The 14,709-nt window shown below is 72.3% G+C and carries 20 protein-coding genes and 1 tRNA gene; 8 read left to right on the top strand and 13 right to left on the bottom strand.

The window, feature by feature from the left end:
- The first annotated feature begins 279 nt into the window (after positions 1 to 279).
- The 3 genes from LO771_RS31445 (at position 280) to LO771_RS23950 (ending at position 3,081) form a co-directional block, all read left to right on the top strand.
- The gene (locus tag LO771_RS31445) at positions 280 to 1,242 is read left to right on the top strand and encodes a Yip1 family protein (RefSeq protein WP_230746386.1); all 963 of its coding nucleotides are present in this window, start codon (positions 280 to 282) and stop codon (positions 1,240 to 1,242) included.
- Positions 1,243 to 1,519: 277 nt separating this feature from the next.
- Complete coding sequence (locus LO771_RS23955; RefSeq protein ID WP_230746384.1) at positions 1,520 to 2,449, top strand: metal-dependent hydrolase; 930 nt, start codon at positions 1,520 to 1,522, stop codon at positions 2,447 to 2,449.
- A 221-nt stretch (positions 2,450 to 2,670) separates the two neighbouring features.
- The gene (locus tag LO771_RS23950; RefSeq protein WP_230746383.1) at positions 2,671 to 3,081 is read left to right on the top strand and encodes a hypothetical protein; all 411 of its coding nucleotides are present in this window, start codon (positions 2,671 to 2,673) and stop codon (positions 3,079 to 3,081) included.
- Positions 3,082 to 3,093: 12 nt separating this feature from the next.
- Here LO771_RS23950 and dcd read toward each other — a convergent pair whose 3' ends face one another.
- Both dcd and LO771_RS23940 read right to left on the bottom strand, forming a co-directional pair.
- The gene (gene dcd, locus LO771_RS23945) at positions 3,094 to 3,669 is read right to left on the bottom strand and encodes a dCTP deaminase (protein WP_230746381.1); all 576 of its coding nucleotides are present in this window, start codon (positions 3,667 to 3,669) and stop codon (positions 3,094 to 3,096) included.
- 71 nt (positions 3,670 to 3,740) lie between these two features.
- Positions 3,741 to 3,962 (bottom strand): hypothetical protein, encoded by a 222-nt coding sequence (locus tag LO771_RS23940; RefSeq protein ID WP_230746379.1) that lies wholly within the window; start codon positions 3,960 to 3,962, stop codon positions 3,741 to 3,743.
- A 294-nt stretch (positions 3,963 to 4,256) separates the two neighbouring features.
- On the opposite strand from LO771_RS23940, the gene LO771_RS23935 reads away from it, so the two are divergent.
- Positions 4,257 to 4,330, top strand: a tRNA-Gly gene (locus LO771_RS23935).
- Positions 4,331 to 4,393: 63 nt separating this feature from the next.
- Here the strand turns inward: LO771_RS23935 and LO771_RS23930 are convergent.
- The 10 genes from LO771_RS23930 to LO771_RS23885 all read right to left on the bottom strand — a co-directional run bounded on the left by LO771_RS23930 (position 4,394) and on the right by LO771_RS23885 (position 11,326).
- Positions 4,394 to 5,557, bottom strand: coding sequence for a site-specific integrase (locus LO771_RS23930; protein WP_230746377.1), 1,164 nt, complete (start codon positions 5,555 to 5,557; stop codon positions 4,394 to 4,396).
- Entirely contained in the window at positions 5,557 to 5,769 is a 213-nt protein-coding gene (locus LO771_RS23925; protein ID WP_230746375.1) for an excisionase family DNA-binding protein, read from the bottom strand. The genes LO771_RS23930 and LO771_RS23925 overlap by 1 nt, the downstream gene beginning before the upstream one ends.
- Complete coding sequence (locus LO771_RS23920; RefSeq protein WP_374228228.1) at positions 5,762 to 7,129, bottom strand: replication initiator; 1,368 nt, start codon at positions 7,127 to 7,129, stop codon at positions 5,762 to 5,764. Before LO771_RS23920 ends, LO771_RS23925 begins: the two co-directional genes overlap by 8 nt.
- Entirely contained in the window at positions 7,129 to 7,404 is a 276-nt protein-coding gene (locus tag LO771_RS23915) for a SpdD protein (RefSeq protein ID WP_230746373.1), read from the bottom strand. Before LO771_RS23915 ends, LO771_RS23920 begins: the two co-directional genes overlap by 1 nt.
- Positions 7,405 to 7,424: 20 nt before the next feature.
- Positions 7,425 to 7,619: a hypothetical protein gene (locus tag LO771_RS23910; RefSeq protein WP_230746371.1), complete on the bottom strand. Its 195-nt coding sequence runs from the start codon at positions 7,617 to 7,619 to the stop codon at positions 7,425 to 7,427.
- A 16-nt stretch (positions 7,620 to 7,635) separates the two neighbouring features.
- Positions 7,636 to 7,824: a mobile element transfer protein gene (locus tag LO771_RS23905; RefSeq protein WP_230746369.1), complete on the bottom strand. Its 189-nt coding sequence runs from the start codon at positions 7,822 to 7,824 to the stop codon at positions 7,636 to 7,638.
- A 14-nt stretch (positions 7,825 to 7,838) separates the two neighbouring features.
- Positions 7,839 to 8,531 carry a DUF2637 domain-containing protein gene (locus tag LO771_RS23900; RefSeq protein WP_374228227.1) on the bottom strand — a complete coding sequence of 231 codons (693 nt, stop codon included), beginning with the start codon at positions 8,529 to 8,531 and terminating at the stop codon, positions 7,839 to 7,841.
- Positions 8,532 to 8,587: 56 nt separating this feature from the next.
- Positions 8,588 to 9,964 (bottom strand): FtsK/SpoIIIE domain-containing protein, encoded by a 1,377-nt coding sequence (locus tag LO771_RS23895; protein WP_230746366.1) that lies wholly within the window; start codon positions 9,962 to 9,964, stop codon positions 8,588 to 8,590.
- Between the two features lie 5 nt (positions 9,965 to 9,969).
- Positions 9,970 to 10,320: a hypothetical protein gene (locus LO771_RS23890; RefSeq protein WP_230746364.1), complete on the bottom strand. Its 351-nt coding sequence runs from the start codon at positions 10,318 to 10,320 to the stop codon at positions 9,970 to 9,972.
- A gap of 217 nt (positions 10,321 to 10,537) precedes the next feature.
- On the bottom strand, positions 10,538 to 11,326 hold the full coding sequence (locus LO771_RS23885) for a GntR family transcriptional regulator (protein WP_230746362.1): 789 nt from the start codon (positions 11,324 to 11,326) through the stop codon (positions 10,538 to 10,540).
- Positions 11,327 to 11,434: 108 nt separating this feature from the next.
- On the opposite strand from LO771_RS23885, the gene LO771_RS23880 reads away from it, so the two are divergent.
- Both LO771_RS23880 and LO771_RS23875 read left to right on the top strand, forming a co-directional pair.
- The gene (locus LO771_RS23880) at positions 11,435 to 11,842 is read left to right on the top strand and encodes an NUDIX hydrolase (protein ID WP_230746532.1); all 408 of its coding nucleotides are present in this window, start codon (positions 11,435 to 11,437) and stop codon (positions 11,840 to 11,842) included.
- Positions 11,843 to 11,892: 50 nt separating this feature from the next.
- Positions 11,893 to 12,339 (top strand): ATP-binding protein, encoded by a 447-nt coding sequence (locus LO771_RS23875; RefSeq protein WP_230746360.1) that lies wholly within the window; start codon positions 11,893 to 11,895, stop codon positions 12,337 to 12,339.
- 349 nt (positions 12,340 to 12,688) lie between these two features.
- Here LO771_RS23875 and LO771_RS23870 read toward each other — a convergent pair whose 3' ends face one another.
- On the bottom strand, positions 12,689 to 13,117 hold the full coding sequence (locus tag LO771_RS23870; RefSeq protein WP_230746358.1) for a DUF6193 family natural product biosynthesis protein: 429 nt from the start codon (positions 13,115 to 13,117) through the stop codon (positions 12,689 to 12,691).
- Positions 13,118 to 13,221: 104 nt separating this feature from the next.
- On the opposite strand from LO771_RS23870, the gene LO771_RS23865 reads away from it, so the two are divergent.
- On the top strand, positions 13,222 to 13,569 hold the full coding sequence (locus LO771_RS23865) for a hypothetical protein (RefSeq protein WP_230746356.1): 348 nt from the start codon (positions 13,222 to 13,224) through the stop codon (positions 13,567 to 13,569).
- A gap of 218 nt (positions 13,570 to 13,787) precedes the next feature.
- Positions 13,788 to 14,258 (top strand): hypothetical protein, encoded by a 471-nt coding sequence (locus LO771_RS23860; RefSeq protein ID WP_230746354.1) that lies wholly within the window; start codon positions 13,788 to 13,790, stop codon positions 14,256 to 14,258.
- The last annotated feature ends 451 nt before the right edge of the window (positions 14,259 to 14,709 follow it).

Here is a 14,709-nt window from a genome sequence, read left to right as displayed (position 1 = left end):
GCCGCCAGGGCGGAGACCGAGGCAGAGGCCGAGACCCCCGGGCAGGGCACCGCGAAGACGCCGGAGGACTCCGGCACCGCCTGACCGGCCCCCGGTCACGCACCCTCCGGCCCGGCCGGCCGCCGCACCCCGCGGCGGCCGGCCGGGCCTTCCGCATGTCCGCCCCCGCTCCGTCCCCGACCTCCCCGCCGGCCCGCCGCGTGTCACAACTGGGCTGCAAACAGGGCCCGGAGGACTCCGTTCCGGGGGAGCGGCGACGCGGCCGGGTACCGTCGTGGCGTGGCTGGCAACGGATACGACAACGGTCGCGGCGCTGCTCCCCGGCAGAACGGGGGCCCCGCACCCCACGAGTACGGCGGGGGCCGCGGCACGCCCCCCGCCCCTCCCGCCGGGGTCTTCGGCAGCTACCGCGGCGAGCAGGACACCGCAGGCGGGCCGGAGTACTTCGGCGGCCACGGCGGCGGGCAGGACGGACCGCAGTACTTCGGCGACGACGGCGGCCTCCGGGACCCCCGCCCGGGCCCCGCCGGCCCCGGGGCGCACGACCCGTACGCCGCCTACGACGACAATCCCGGCCACACCCAGGCCTTCGGCGTGCAGGACCCGTACCGGGACGCGTACGGCGCCCCCGGGGCGCAGGACCAGGACCACGTCGCCGTGTACCGGGCCCGCGGGCAGGCCGGACCGCACACCGCCGGGCCCCGGCTCCACTGGCGCGACCTGCTGTCCGGCATGTACCTCAACCCGTCGCGGACGTTCGAGCAGATGCGCACGCACCAGGTGTGGCTGCCCGCCCTCACGGTCTCCCTGGTCTACGGCGCGCTCGCCGTCCTCGGCTTCGGCGACGCCCGCAGCCAGGTCCTGGACTCCACCTTCTCCGTCGCGCTGTGGACCCTCCTCGGGGGCGCGCTCGGCTTCACCGTCGCCGGGGCCACCCTCGGTGCGGTCACCCACGCCCTGGCCCGGCAGCTGGGCGGCGACGGGATGTGGCAGCCCACCGTGGGCCTCTCCGCGCTGGTCGCGTGGACCACGGACACCCCGCGGCTCCTGCTCGCCCTCTTCCTGCCGGCCGACAACGGCGTGGTCCAGGTCCTCGGCTGGGCCAGCTGGCTGCTGTGCGCCGGGCTGATGACGACCATGGTCCGCCGGGTCCACGACCTGCCGTGGGGGAAGGCGGCGGGTGCGGCGGCGCTCCAGCTCGTCGCGCTGCTCATCCTGATCAAGCTGCCGACGCTGAACTGACGCCCGCGGAAGGGCCGGGGCGACGCCCCGGCCCTTCCGCACGCCCTGCCCCCCCTTCCGCACGCCCCGGCGCCGCCCGGTCGTGCCCGCAGCCGTGCCGTACAGCCGTGCAGCCGTGCAGCACGGCCGTACGGCACTCCTGGGCACCTGCGGTACGGCTGCGGGCGCACGGCACGGCGGTGGGCGCGCGGCACGGCCGTGCGGCGTGTGCGCGAGGATGGACGGCGGCCCACGAGGCCCGTACCAGTCCAGCACCGCCACCCTCCGGAGTGTCCGCATGCCCCTCCCCACCGCCTCCACCCAGGTCGGCTTCCCGGCCGGCTCCGTCCAGGGACGGTCCGCCGTCGTCGCCGTCCACGACCTGGGCGACGGCCGGTACGGCATCGCCACCGCAGCCACGCCGTTCCACCCGCTCGACCACACCTGGCCCGACCAGCCCGCGGACACCGGGACCCTCACCGTGGGCGGCGCCGGGCTGCCCGTCGTCGACTGCCTCACGGGTGCCGTCGGGCCGGACGCCGGCACCGTCGCCGTGGGCGCCGACATCCCGGTCCGGCGCGGCGACGAGGACTGGGCCTGGCTGGTCCTGCACGTGGTGGAGTCGCTCCCTGCCGGCCTCTCGGCCGACGACCTGCTCGGGCAGGAGGCCGACCTCCGCGTCGACGCCGAGCGGCGGGCCGAGCTGTCCGCCGCCCACACCGGCTGCCACCTGCTCGCCCTCGCCCTGAACGCCGCCCTGGCGCCCCGCTGGCGCAAGGACCCGGGCCGCAGCGACGCCTTCGGCAACCCCGACTTCGACAGCCTCGCCATGGCGTCGTCCCGGATGACCGTGCCCACCGCCGACGGCGGCAGCACCAGCATCGACGTGTACCGGCTGGGCAAGTCGCTGCGGAAGAAGGGCTTCACCTCCGACGCCGCCGAGGGCCTCCCCGCCCTCGCCGACGCGCTGCCCGACATCGCCAAGGCCGTCAACGAGCAGCTCGCCGCCTGGGTCGAGGCCGACGCCGCGGTGCGCATCGAGGTCCCGGGACCCGAGCTGACCGCGCGGCGCCGCTGGGCGTGCGACCTGCCGCAGGGCACCGCCGCCATCTTCTGCGGCGGTACCCACCTGCACCGCCTCGGCGAGCTCAGCGCCCTCGGCACCGAACTGAGCCTGTCCGACGACGGCACCGAACTGACCGCCGTCACCACCCCCCGGCGCCGCTGACGGCGCGGGCCGGGAGCCCCGTCCACGGCCAGGCCGGCGGACGGGGCTCCCGGTCGGCGGGCTCCCGCGCAGGGCATACGGGTGGATACCGCACCCGCATTGTCACTCCTGGGCAACAAGCCGCCCCAGCGGGCCTTCCGAACCGCCTGTGAACCGAATCAACAGATAGCGTGCCGCTGTTCGATCAACACACAGGATCCACGGACCCCGAGGGCATCACCATGACCACTCCCCCCTCCCCCAGCCGGCAGACCGAGCAGGTGCCCCCGGCGGCCCCGGCAGGCTTCCACCCCGCGCCCCCGGCCTCCGCCGCCGAGAAGAAGGGCGGGAAGGGGAAGAAGATCCTCGGCATCATCGCCGCCGCCGTGGTGATAGGCGGGATCAAGTTCGGCCTCGGCTACGCCCTCAACAACCCGGTGCACGCCAAGGCCGGCGACTGCGTGAGCGTCACCGGGAGCGAGAACGACCCCGACGTCTCCCTGCTCGACTGCGGCGACGGCAAGGCCAACTACAAGGTCGCCAAGGTCGTCGACAACACCTTCGACACCGACAGGTGCGGCGACGGCTACGCCGCCGCCCTGGCCCAGCAGTGGGACGACGACAAGTTCGTCCTCTGCCTCAACGACAAGTAGCGGCCGGGGCGCTCAGACCCGGGTGCGGTGGAAGTTGAGGTAGGACCGCGACGGGGTCGGTCCGCGCTGGCCCTGGTAGCGGGAGCCGTGCCGCTCGGAGCCGTACGGGTGCTCGGCCGGCGAGGTGAGCCGGAACATGCACAGCTGGCCGATCTTCATGCCCGGGTAGAGCTTGATCGGCAGGGTGGCCACGTTCGACAGCTCCAGCGTGACGTGGCCGCTGAAGCCCGGGTCGATGAAGCCCGCCGTGGAGTGCGTCAGCAGGCCCAGCCGGCCGAGGCTGGACTTGCCCTCCAGCCGGGAGGCGATGTCGTCCGGGAGCGTGACGACCTCGTACGTCGAGGCCAGCACGAACTCGCCCGGGTGCAGGATGAACGCGTCGTCCCCCTCCGGCTCCACCAGACGGGTCAGGTCCGGCTGCTCCTCGGAAGGGTCGATGTGCGGGTAGCGGTGGTTCTCGAACACCCGGAAGAAGCGGTCCAGGCGGACGTCGATGCTGGACGGCTGGATCATCGCCGGCTCGTACGGGTCGATGACCACGCGGCCCTTGTCGATCTCGGCCCGGATGTCCTTGTCAGAGAGCAGCACGCAACGAGGTTACGCGGCGCGGCGGGCCCCGGCTAAATCAGCCGGGGCCCGCCGCGGACCGCGGCAGGCCCTCAGGCCAGGAACTCCGCCGCCTCCAGCCGCATCGCCCGGGCCAACTGGCCGCCGGACAGCTCCTGCACGTCCGCCGGCACCGAGCTGCGCAGCCGCCCGCACCGCGGGCAGCGGACCAGCCGCCCGGGACCGAGCCGCCCGGGGCCGAGGTTCTGCAGAGGAAACGTGCTGGTGCTGAACAGGTGCCCTTCGGCACAACGGACGACGGTGCGCTGCTCCATCGATCCCCTTCCGCATCGGACGAGCCCACTGCGGATCACCCGGGCCTCCGTGCCCTGCCGCCGGTATCACATCACGGGACATTCCGGACATGACGCGCCGGACGGCACCACCTGCAGCAGCCCCAGGGATTCGCGGGCCCCACAGTACGCCCGCACCCCCCGCCCCGCACCGCCCCGACACCCCCGAACACCAGCCCGCCCCGACCCCTTCACCACCGCCCGGCATCCGTGCGCCCACGGCCGGGGATGCTGTACAGTGACGGAGCAGCGGGACGCCGTCTGACGGCGGATCATGCGGGTGTAGTTTAATGGTAGAACATGAGCTTCCCAAGCTCAGAGCGCGAGTTCGATTCTCGTCACCCGCTCCAGAAGAAAAGGCCCAGGCCAGGGAATGAATCCCCAGCCCGGGCCTTTCTGTTGTCCAGACCTTTTCAGGCGTCGCGTGCCAGTTCCGTGCCAGAAGGGCCATCGCCCCTCTGCCTCCCCCGGCCCCGGATCTCGACCACGGCCGCGTCGATCCCCTCGGCGATCCGGCGGTCCCGCTCCGCGGTGGCGTGCTGGTAGACCAGGGCGGCTCGCACCGAGGCGTGGCCCATGCGGGCCATCAGCTCCTTGAGGCTGGCCCCGGTCGCGGCGGCGAGCGTGTTGCCGGTGTGGCGCAGGTCGTAGAAGCGGAAGCCCGGCAGGCCGGCCTTGTCCCGCGCCCTCCGCCAGATCCGGCCGAAGGTCGAGCGGCGGAATGCGCCGCCCTTTTCGCCGACGAAAAGCAGCCCGCCGGGTTCCCGCTCGGCGAACCATTCCAGGTGCCGGCGGATATCCGGCAGGACCACGGCCGGAATGGTGACCGTGCGCCTGCCCGCGTCCGACTTCGGGTCGCCGACCACCCGGCGGCCCGTGGTCAGCTCCGGCGCCGCCATGCGCACCCGGACGGTCCCCGCGTCGAGGTCGACGTCCGGTCGGCGCAGCTCCGCCAGCTCTTCCGGGCGCAGGGTGGTGAAGGCCGCCAGGAGGACCAGCGCCCGCCAGCGGGGGCCCACCAGCTCCGCCAGCTCGTAGACCTGCTCGATGGTCGCCGTCCCGCGTTCGGGTGAGGACTCCTTGCCGCCGCCCCGGATCCGGCAGGGGTTCCGCCGGATGAGCTCGTCGTCGGCGGCCGTCGCCAGGATCGAGCTCAGCAGCCGGTACGCCTTGGCGGCGGTGACCCGCTTCCCCTCCTCCAGCAGACCGGCCCGCCAGGCCCGCACCCGGGGCGCGCTGATCTCGTCCAGGTTCCAGGCCCCGAAGGTCGGGACCAGGTGGATGCGCAGAAGGCGCCGGTACAGCTCCTCCGTGGTCGGGCGGAGATCCCGCTCGGCGATCCACGCTTCCGCGTACGCCGTGAAGTTGACCGCCCCGGCATCCGGGTCGCGCCAGTCTCCGCGTGTCATGTCGGCTTCCGTCTGGGTGAGCCAGACCTCCGCGTCGGTCTTGGAGGCGAAGGTCTGGTCCGCCGGCCGGAGGACTCCGTCCGGTCCCGGATAGCGTGCCTGCCATCGGCCGGAGGGAAGCCTGCGCACAGCGCCGAAGCGGCGGCGCCTGCCCTTGCTGTTGGCCATCAGGCAGCCCTCCGGTAGCCCTGCCGCCGAGTGGTGACCGGCTGGACGGTGTTGGTCTGGACGAAGGCCGACAGTGCGCTCTCGGGGATGCGGACGTGCCGCCCCACCCGGACGAAGACGATGCGCCGTTCGGCGATCAGACGGCGCGGGAAGCGCTCCGTGGTGCCGAGGAGTTCGGCGACCTGGGCGACGGTCAGCAGCTGCTCAGGCATGGGTGGGTTCTCCTTCCGTTCCGGGTGCGGGGGTGAGGGCTTGGGTGAGCCAGGTCTCGCCGGGGGTGAGGCCGGTGCCGGCGAAGGCCCAGTGGGCGAGGACGAGGGTGGTCTCCTCCTCCTGGGCGCCGGTGAGGTCGGGGCGGGTGTCGGCGTGGGCGGCGAGGGCCTGGGCGCGGCGCCAGGCGGCGCGGGCGTCGCGGAGGGCGCCGAGGGTGGTGGAGTAGCGGCGGGTCTTGGTGGAGAAGTGGCCGCGGAAGCCGAGCATGTGGGCCCAGGCCCGGAGCCGGAGGTCTTCCAGGTCGGGGCGGGCGCCGAGCTCCCAGCAGGTGCGGATCATGCGGCGGGCGTGGTCGGTGAGGTCGAGGTGGGCGAGTTCGGCGATCAGGCGGACGGGGCGGTCGAGAGTGCCGGTGGCGGTCTCGGCGCCCTTGGTGGCGTATTTGGCGATGTAGGCGGCGACCGCGCGTTCGGTGAGGTCGGTGCCGCCGTCGAGGTCGGCCGACCGGATGGTGCGGATGTCGAGCTGGCGGCCGAAGGCGAAGGCGTACGTACGGCCGTCGACGGTCGGGCCGGGGATACGGGCGGCAGCAGCGGCGGCCCGGATGGCGTCGGCGAGCAGGTCCGGAGTGGCCCAGGGCGGGGGCGGGGTGGTGCCGCCGTCGGGGCCGTCGAGGCGGATGACGGCGTGGAAGTGGACCAGGCCCCGGCGCTGGTACTCGGCGACCTTGGCGAAGGAGATGCGGGCGTGGTCGCGGAAAGCGCGCTGGGTGAGCCCGGCGCGCTTGGCGACCTCGCGGCGCAGGTAGATGGAGAAGCGCCGCCATAGGGCTCCGGCGTGGGCGTTCCACAGGACGGCGCCGCGGTAGTCGTAGGTGTCGGGGTCGAGCGGGGTGCCCAGGTCCGGGGCGTCGGGGTCGTGGAGGGTGCCGCAGCGGCAGGGGCGGACGGCTCCGGCCGGTCCGGTGGGGCGGTTGTGGACGGGGCCGAAGGAGGGGGCGGTGAAGGTGGCGAAGACCCGCGGGTGGGTGGCGACGTGGTCGGGGGTGCCCTTGCCGCCGCGCAGGCCTGCGGTGATCAGGTGGTAGGTGTCGCGGCGGTAGGTCTCGGCGCAGGCTGGGCAGCGGGTGGCGCGGCGGTTGCCGCAGCGGATGAGGAGGTGGCCGGCGGGGAGGTCGGTGGAGGTGAGGTGGTGCAGGACCTCGCCGGTGCCAGCGTGGATCTCGGTGCGGTGGCCGTCGAGGCGGACGGGGTGGGTGCAGCCGCCGAGTCCCTGGAGCTGGCGGAGCAGGGCGGGCATCGTGCCGAGCTGGGCGATCGAGACCAGGTCGGCGAGCGGGGGCGCGGTGGTCGCGGTCATCAGCGGCCCCGGTGGTGGGAGGCGAGCAGGGAGCGCAGGACCACCACGCAGACGGCGACCGAGACGGCGGTAACGGCGACGGCGGCCAGGAGCGCGGTGAGGACGGCGCCCACCGCGATGACGGCGGCGAGGGCCCCGGCACCGGCGGCGACGTACGGGCCGACAGGCCGTCGGGCGGCGGGGGCGGAAGCGTGCCGGCAGTCGCAGGCCGGAGCGTGCTGCGGGGTGGTAGCGACCAGGTGGGCGGGGGTGTCGGGGAGCTTGGGGCGAAGCATGGCGGGTCTCCTCTCGGGGGTCACTTGCGGTCGCCGTTGACGACCTCGACACCGCTGCGGGTGGTGTGGTCGATGACGGGGGCGGCCCAGGTCTGGGCGAGGTAGAAGCCGAACAGCGCGATGGCGGCGGCGACCCAGAGGCGGACGCCGAGGAAGCGGATGGCCATCCAGGCGAAGGCGCCGAGGACGACGACCAGAGGGAGGGTGACGGTCACGGCAGGGGGCTCCTGTTCAGCGGACGGCACAGCGGTGGGTGCGGGCGGCGAGTTCGGCGGCGGGACGGGAGTCGTAGTCGGCGGAGAAGCCGCAGCGGGGGGCGGTGCAGGCGGCGGTGTGCCGCTCGCGGCCGCGGCCGTCGTAGTAGGTGGCGACCTGGACCGGGCCGATGCGGAGCACGTTGCGGGGGCGGATCGGGGACACGGCGTGACCTCCTGTCAGGCGGGCTGGAGCCGGGCGGCGATGGCGTCGGCGAGCTGGGGCGTGACGCCGAGGCGGGCGCGCAGGGTGGCGGTGTCGATCGGCGTGCCGGTACGGGCGCGGTGGTCGTCGGCGACCTTGCGGGCGTGCTCGACCAGGGCGGCCGGGACCGGCGGCGCGGAGGAGACCGGGGCCGGGGGCAGGGCGGGTGCCGGCGGCGGGGGTGTGACCGGTTCCGGCTCCGGGTCCTGCTCGGCGTAGACGGAGTCCGGGGTGTCGGCAGGCTCCGCCTCAGTGGTGCCGGTGGGGGTGTGGGCGAGGAGGGTGCCGCCGAAGAAGGCGACGGCAGGCCATCCGGCGACGAGGATGCGCAGCCAGGCGGGGACCGCGGCCAGGTCGAGGAGTCCGGCGGTGGCGATGTTGGCACCGAGGGATGCGGTCAGGGCGGTGGCGAACCAAGTCCAGGCCGAGCGGGCGGGGGCCCCGGTGGCGCGCAGGGTGCGCATGCGGCGCCAGGCTGCGACCAGCAGCAGGTCGACGGAGACGGGGTAGGCCCACGCCTTCCAGCCGTCCTGCCCGGCCGCCGCCGCGATGTCGTGGAGGTGGGCGAAGGACAGGGCACCGGCGATGACGGCCTGGACGAGCACGGCGTCCGGGCGGCGGGGCAGACGGGCCACCGTGGGGGCTCCTCTCGGGTCGGTTTCGGGCATGGGGGCGGTAGGGACCTGGCGCGGAGGCGGTCGCGCCGACCGGTGGGGGCGGGTGGCTACTCGGTGACGGGCAGCGGTGCGGTGCGGGGCGCTTCGGCCGGCTCGCGGGCGGCCGGGACGTACGGGCGGAACGGGTCCAGGGCGGGGACGTCGGGGACCAAGTGTGCGGACTCCCGGCAGACGGCCGCGGCGGCGGCGAGGGTCATCTCGGGGGTGCGGATGCGGGACCAGCCGCCGGAGGAGTCGCCCGCCACCGCGACGCCGGGACGCTCCGGGGGGATGGCGGTGGCGGCGAGCATGGCTTCGGGGGAGATGTCGCCGAGGCCCATCTCGGCGGTCTGCCGGTCGTTGACGCGGTGGACGACGCGGCCGGTGAGCTGGGCGCGGAGCATGGTGGCGCCCTTGCCGAGTTCGGAGCCGAAGCGCTGGCCGCAGATCTCCAGGTAGATCCCGGCGGCGCGGCCGAGCTGGGCGAGGCGGATGAGCTGGGTGACCATCGCGTCGCGCCGTTCCTCGTCCTTGCGGGTGGCGGTGAGGAAGAGTTCGGCGATCTCGTCCACCAGGAGGACGATCGGCACCGGCCGGACCTTGGCCGGCAGGCCCCAGATGTCGGAGGTGATCTCCTCCGCCGCTGTGGCGGGGGCGATGCCCTGCCGCTGCCGGATCAGGTCGTAGCGCTCCTGCATCTCCGCCACCAGGACGTCGAGCAGTTCGGCCGCCTGCCCGGGGTCGGTGGCCAGGGCGGACAGGCGCGGGGCGAAGGGTGCCTGTTCGACTCCGCGCTTGCAGTCGATGCCGACCAGCGCGACCGGCCGCCGGGCGAGCCCGCTGACCAGGTTCCGCAGGTACATGGACTTGCCGGACTGGTTCGCGCCCAGGGTGAGCGCGTGCGGGACGGCGCGGTAGTCGCGGACGAAGGCGGTGCCGTCCTCCCGCAGCGCGACCGGGACGAGCATCGGGCCGGACGGGAGGCGGCGCGGCATGCGCACCCGGGTGAGCACGTCGAAGCCGGTCATGCGGAGTTCGACCAGGCCGGGCCGTATCTCGGTGACGTGGACGGCGTGCACACCCCAGGCGTGGCGGAGGCGTTCGGCCGAGGCGGCCACGTCGGCCGGCTCCTGCCCGGGGGCGAGGCGGAGCCGGACGCGCAGGCCGGTCGTGGTCGGGCGGATGCGCCGCACCTTCGGCGGGACGGGGCGGACCTCACGCCGGGTGGTGGCGCGGATGAGGGCCGCCCGCAGGCGGGAGGGGGCGACGGTCAGGCCGCACGCGTCCATCGTGGAGCCGTAGGTGGCGGTGAAGCGGGCGGCGGTGAACGGCAGGCCGACGGCCGACCAGTACACCGCCGGGGCCTTGGCCTTGGTCCAGGCCGCCCCCGCTCCTCCGGCCGCCAGCGGTCCGCCGACCTCCAGCAGGGTCACCAGGTCCGTCACGGCGATCAGCCCTCCGCCCGGACCGGGAAGGCGCCCGGGGCGACGGCGGCGGCCCGGTAGGCGATGCCGTGCCGGGCCTGCCCGTTGAAGACGCTCTCCCACGGCCGGGCCACCAGGCCGGGCAGCGAGACCGGCGAGCCGACGGGCAGCCCGTCGGTGACGCCGCTCTGCGGGACGGTCACCGAGAGGAGGGAGGACTCCCCCTCGTCGATGTAGACGACGCCGACCGTCATCAGCGCCTCACCAGTGACGGCGTCCTTGGCGATCTCGCCGGTCTGCCGGTCCCGCAGCTTCGGGGCCGGGGGCTCGGTGAGCAGGATCGTGGCCGAGGAAGTCTCGACTCGGATGGCACGCACAGGATGTCTCCTCTTGCTTCTCGTCCTCCCGGGCCCGGCCGACCTCAACACCTAGTCGTCTAGATGAGTTGCGATCGAGCAGCGGGCAGCGGGAGGCGCACGGGATGGCTGCACTCTCTAGATATCCACTCGTCTAGATGAGTACACCTCTGAGTGTGTACGAGTTGCAGAGGAGCGTCAAGCACATACCTGCGCCGCCCTGGTGACGGGCCGTCGGTCAGGTGGCCGGCAGGCGGTAGGAGAGGACGTAGGCGTCCGCCGCCATGATGGTGTCGCAGACCTCGACGGCCCGGCCGTCGCTGTCGAAGGCGATGCGGACCAGGTGGATCACCGGGATGCCCGCGGCGAGCTGGAGGACCTTGACCTCCTGCGGCGAGGGCATCCGCACGCGGATCTCCTCCTCGAAGTGGTCCAGGCGGTGGCCCAGCTCCTCCAGTCGGGCGTAGATGCCGCCGGGTCCGGGGTTCGGCTGCGCGATCGGGGTGCCCCGGGCGATGTCCAGCGGCAGGTAGGAGGTCGCAAACTCCACCGGCCGCCCGTCCAGCAGGTAGCGGCGGCGCCGGGCGAGGACCCGGTGCGGCGAGCCGAGGCGGGTGGCGACCTCCGGAGCCGGCCGCTCCTCCTTGACCTCCAGGCTGTCGACCGCCGGGTGGCTGCCCGCGGCGTCCGCCTCCACGATGAACGCGGACTTGCCCTGCTCGCGATGGCGCCGGGCGAAGCGGTCCGAGGCCAGCCGCCGTACCGGGGGCCGGGGCCGCACGTAGACCCCACGCCCGTGCTCGGAGACGACCAGGCCCTCCCCCTGGAGCAGCTGGAGCGCGTTGCGCACGGTCATCCGCGAGACGCCGAAGTACTCAATCAGCTCCGTCTCGGAGGGGAGCTTGTCACCCTCCCGGAAGGTGCCGCGGTCGATGGCCTCACGGATGCGGTCGGCGATCTGCCGAAAGACGGCCCGGTCGCTCATGGGGTCGAGCGAGCCGATGGAGCCGGAGGAGAGAGCAGCCATGGAGTACTCCTTGAGGCATCTAGACGTGTGCACGGCCGGACCGTTGCTACGGTGGAAGCGTAGCCAGCGGAAAGGGCAGCGATCGTGACGAACGACCGACCCCACTCGGTGAGCGTCGCCGGGGTCATCGTGGACGACCACGGACGCGCCCTGCTCATCAAGCGCCGGGACAACGGCCACTGGGAGCCGCCCGGCGGTGTGCTGGAGGCCGGCGAGACCATCCCCGACGCGCTCGCGCGCGAGGTCTACGAGGAGACCGGACTCAAGATCCAGACCCCGGCCGTCCTCACCGGCGTCTACAAGAACATGACCCGCCTGATCGTCGCGATGGTCTTCCGCTGCGAAGCCGTCGAGGGATCACTCACCACCGGCGACGAGACCCACGCCCTGCGCTGGGCCACCCGCGACGAGGTCACCGACCTCTGCGACGAGGCCTACGCGATCCGGGTCCTGGACGCCCTCGACGCCCCCTCCCCTCCCGCCGTCCGAGCCCACGACGGCGTGAGACTCATCTAGCAACCGGCCTCACCACACACAGGCCCACCAGCAGCGAAGGACTTGTACGGATGAGTAGACGAGAAGCTTACCGCGTCTGGCACCTCACCTGTCCAGGGGAAGCACAGGAAGTCGGCCGGGTCCGCCGCTGGATCAGGGACGTCTGCCGCGGCTACCCGTGCGCCGACGAAGCCGAACTCATCGCCTCCGAGCTGAGCACCAACGCCATCACCCACACCCACAGCGGCCGGCCCGGCGGACTCTTCACCGTCATGCTCACCTGGACACCGGGCCTGTTCGTCATGGCCGTCTCCGACAACGGCGGAGCCCTCGACATCCCCCACGCCCGCCAGGCCGACGACAGCTCCACCAGCGGTCGAGGCCTCGCCCTGGTCGAAGCCCTCTCCAGCCGCATGGACGTGCTCAGCCATGTGAACGGTCGGACCGTCAGGGTCGCACTGCGCTACGACGAGACGACCCGAACGCACCAGCCGGAACCGGCATCCATGAGGGGATGAGTAACAACCTTCTCTACGGGTTCAAGGCTCGCTCCGCTCGCCGCGGCGCCGCGCGGCGCCGCTCGCCGTCGCTCCTGTCTTCGCCCCGCTCCGGCGGCGGCCCGCTCTGCGCCGCAAGGCGGGAGGGGGGATTGGCCGGCCGGTGGCTGGGGCGGACGCCGACACGATCTTTAGCCACCTCCCCGGTCCGGGGCCCGACGTCGAGCAAGACCAGGGGGCCGATCGGGCTAGATGCGGGCAGGCAGGAGCCAGCCCGATTCGCGGCCAGCGTATGGCCCCCTGGCCATGCTCGACCCCAGCCCGGGCAGGCCACCGGCCAAAGATCGCGCCAACGCCCGTGCGGAGGCGTTCACCGCTGCTCGGTCTGCTCCTTCTCCGCCAGCTGGTGCCGGTTGCCGAGGAAAGCCCGGCCGCAGCCCGGAGGTAGGTGTTCAACCACGATCGCGACAGCCGCTTCCGCTGTGTTGGCGGGGCCGACCACCTCTGACCGAGACGGGCCTGCGACGAGGAAGCCTCCGCCCTTCATGGGAGCGATGTACGGGACGTCCCAGGTCGCAGGGTGCTCCGTGCAGCGGCTGAAGTGCAGCTCCCACATACCGACCCAGGGGAAGAGCTGCCGCAGTCGAGGCTGTGCGTAGGCTGCCTGCACCAGCTCGCGGTCTACTCGGTCGCTGGAGAGCAGCCGCTGCCATTCCTCCTCGATGACGTCGAGGCTGTCCGCATCATGCGTTGTCACGGTGGACGAGTCTTCCAGCTGGATGCCGCCGACGATACGCATCGCTTGACAGCAACGGCTGACAGCAACACCAGCGGATCGCGACGGATGGCAGCGTATCTCCAGAGGGACGACCTCCTAGGCGGACCGCCCACATGGTGCCGCCGTTGCTCACCGCAGGATCACTGATAAGGAAGAGGCCACGCAGTCAAGGCGGAGGAAGGCTGATCATGTGGTACTTGAAAGTCCTCTGGCACCACGACTTCCCGGAGGACCCAGTCGAGCTCTTCAGCGAGATCGGCGACGACCGCTATGAGGTGCGCAAGGTTGAGATCTATCGAGATGGTCGGCTGGAGTGGGCTGACGAGTCACGATGCACGCCCGCGATCGGACTGGGCGAGGTCCCGGTGCCTCCGCTGGAGGAGATCGCTCAGCTCGATGAGTTCACACCAAGCTTGATCAGCGCTTACGACTTCGAGCAGGTGTGGAGAGCTGCCAGAGGTCAGCAGCATTGACCTGATCGCAGGATTGGGACTCGTGAGACCGTCTCTGGGCCGTGCGAGGCGGACCAAGGCTGACTAGCGTTGACAGACAACGCTCACGCTGCCGCAGGTCGGAGGTAGGACGCCTCGACGCGCCGCAGAAGACAGGATCGGCTGATCAGTTCCAGAAGAACTGATCCGGCAGCCGGGTCTACAGCCTCGCTACCCTTACCCAACACAAAAGGAGGGGCATGAAGTACGTCGTCGTTGAGCGTCAGGGTAGGGGGAGCTTCTGGCACGACCCCAGCGCCTACCTAGCCGCGTTGCCCGACCTCCGCACGTCGCTGCCCGCCGGCGCCCAGGCCTTTGCCTGCGACTCCGACCACTACGAATTCTCCTCACCGCGATGCGTGAAGGATCTCAAGCTTGGCGCGCTTCCGCCGACTCGCTTTCCATCGCCTGGGTTCGAGATGCGCTTGCTCTGCTGCCGCGGAGTGAGCGAGCACGGGCTTACGCTCCGCTACACGAAAGTGGCCCAAATGGACGTGGTCACCGACGACGGCGAGCCCTTCGCACTCAGCGACTACAACAGCCTCCGACTGGACGAGATCCTGCCGCATGAGATCGGTTGCAGCCACGAGCTCCGGTTCACCGCCGCAACGATCCGGATCGTGTGTGCCGATCTCACGGCTCACTGGGACCCGCTGCCTCAGCCGCACTGAGCACGAGGCATCGTCGGTGAACGCAGCTACAGCTGTATAGCCGGGAAGTGCAGCAACCGTTACGCCCAGTGCCGACCGTCACCCGCCCCCAGCGGCAGACCGCCGTGCTCGGCAAACCTCAGCGACTGTCGTGCCCATAGTTCGGGACGAAGAGGCCTCGTGCCCGTTGCGTGCCCGTTCCGGCGGGACGTGGCGGGGACTCGCGGGGAACAGCGGTACCGACCACGCTCCAACCCAGGTCGGGAAGTTGCCAGGTCAGCCGCTCCCTGCATACGCCGTCTTCCAAACTGGTGCGCATGACGTTGCTCGGACCGCCGACTATAAGCTGCGCTGGTAGAGCGCGATCACTCGAGGAACGTCATGGAGCTATCACCGTCGCCCCTTAACCGTCTGGGGAACAGCAGCCTCGGAGTCCTTCCGGCGGTTGCTGGCATTGCCTACGCGGCGCAAG

Origin of the sequence: Streptacidiphilus sp. ASG 303, from assembly GCF_020991365.1 — a bacterium.
Lineage (GTDB): Bacteria > Actinomycetota > Actinomycetes > Streptomycetales > Streptomycetaceae > Peterkaempfera.
The sequence above is the reverse complement of the archived record's forward strand: the minus strand, read 5'-3'. Positions and strand labels throughout refer to the sequence as shown.

What these genes read in the sequence shown, in the direction of transcription:
- LO771_RS23955 (WP_230746384.1), top strand. Translation starts at nt 1,520, where the DNA reads ATGCCCCTCCCCACCGCCTCCACCCAGGTCGGCTTCCCGGCCGGCTCC.
- LO771_RS23950 (WP_230746383.1), top strand. Translation starts at nt 2,671, where the DNA reads ATGACCACTCCCCCCTCCCCCAGCCGGCAGACCGAGCAGGTGCCCCCG.
- LO771_RS23940 (WP_230746379.1), bottom strand. Translation starts at nt 3,962, where the DNA reads ATGGAGCAGCGCACCGTCGTCCGTTGTGCCGAAGGGCACCTGTTCAGC.
- LO771_RS23930 (WP_230746377.1), bottom strand. Translation starts at nt 5,557, where the DNA reads ATGGCCAACAGCAAGGGCAGGCGCCGCCGCTTCGGCGCTGTGCGCAGG.
- LO771_RS23925 (WP_230746375.1), bottom strand. Translation starts at nt 5,769, where the DNA reads ATGCCTGAGCAGCTGCTGACCGTCGCCCAGGTCGCCGAACTCCTCGGC.
- LO771_RS23920 (WP_374228228.1), bottom strand. Translation starts at nt 7,129, where the DNA reads ATGACCGCGACCACCGCGCCCCCGCTCGCCGACCTGGTCTCGATCGCC.
- LO771_RS23915 (WP_230746373.1), bottom strand. Translation starts at nt 7,404, where the DNA reads ATGCTTCGCCCCAAGCTCCCCGACACCCCCGCCCACCTGGTCGCTACC.
- LO771_RS23900 (WP_374228227.1), bottom strand. Translation starts at nt 8,531, where the DNA reads ATGCCCGAAACCGACCCGAGAGGAGCCCCCACGGTGGCCCGTCTGCCC.
- LO771_RS23885 (WP_230746362.1), bottom strand. Translation starts at nt 11,326, where the DNA reads ATGGCTGCTCTCTCCTCCGGCTCCATCGGCTCGCTCGACCCCATGAGC.
- LO771_RS23875 (WP_230746360.1), top strand. Translation starts at nt 11,893, where the DNA reads ATGAGTAGACGAGAAGCTTACCGCGTCTGGCACCTCACCTGTCCAGGG.
- LO771_RS23870 (WP_230746358.1), bottom strand. Translation starts at nt 13,117, where the DNA reads ATGCGTATCGTCGGCGGCATCCAGCTGGAAGACTCGTCCACCGTGACA.
- LO771_RS23860 (WP_230746354.1), top strand. Translation starts at nt 13,788, where the DNA reads ATGAAGTACGTCGTCGTTGAGCGTCAGGGTAGGGGGAGCTTCTGGCAC.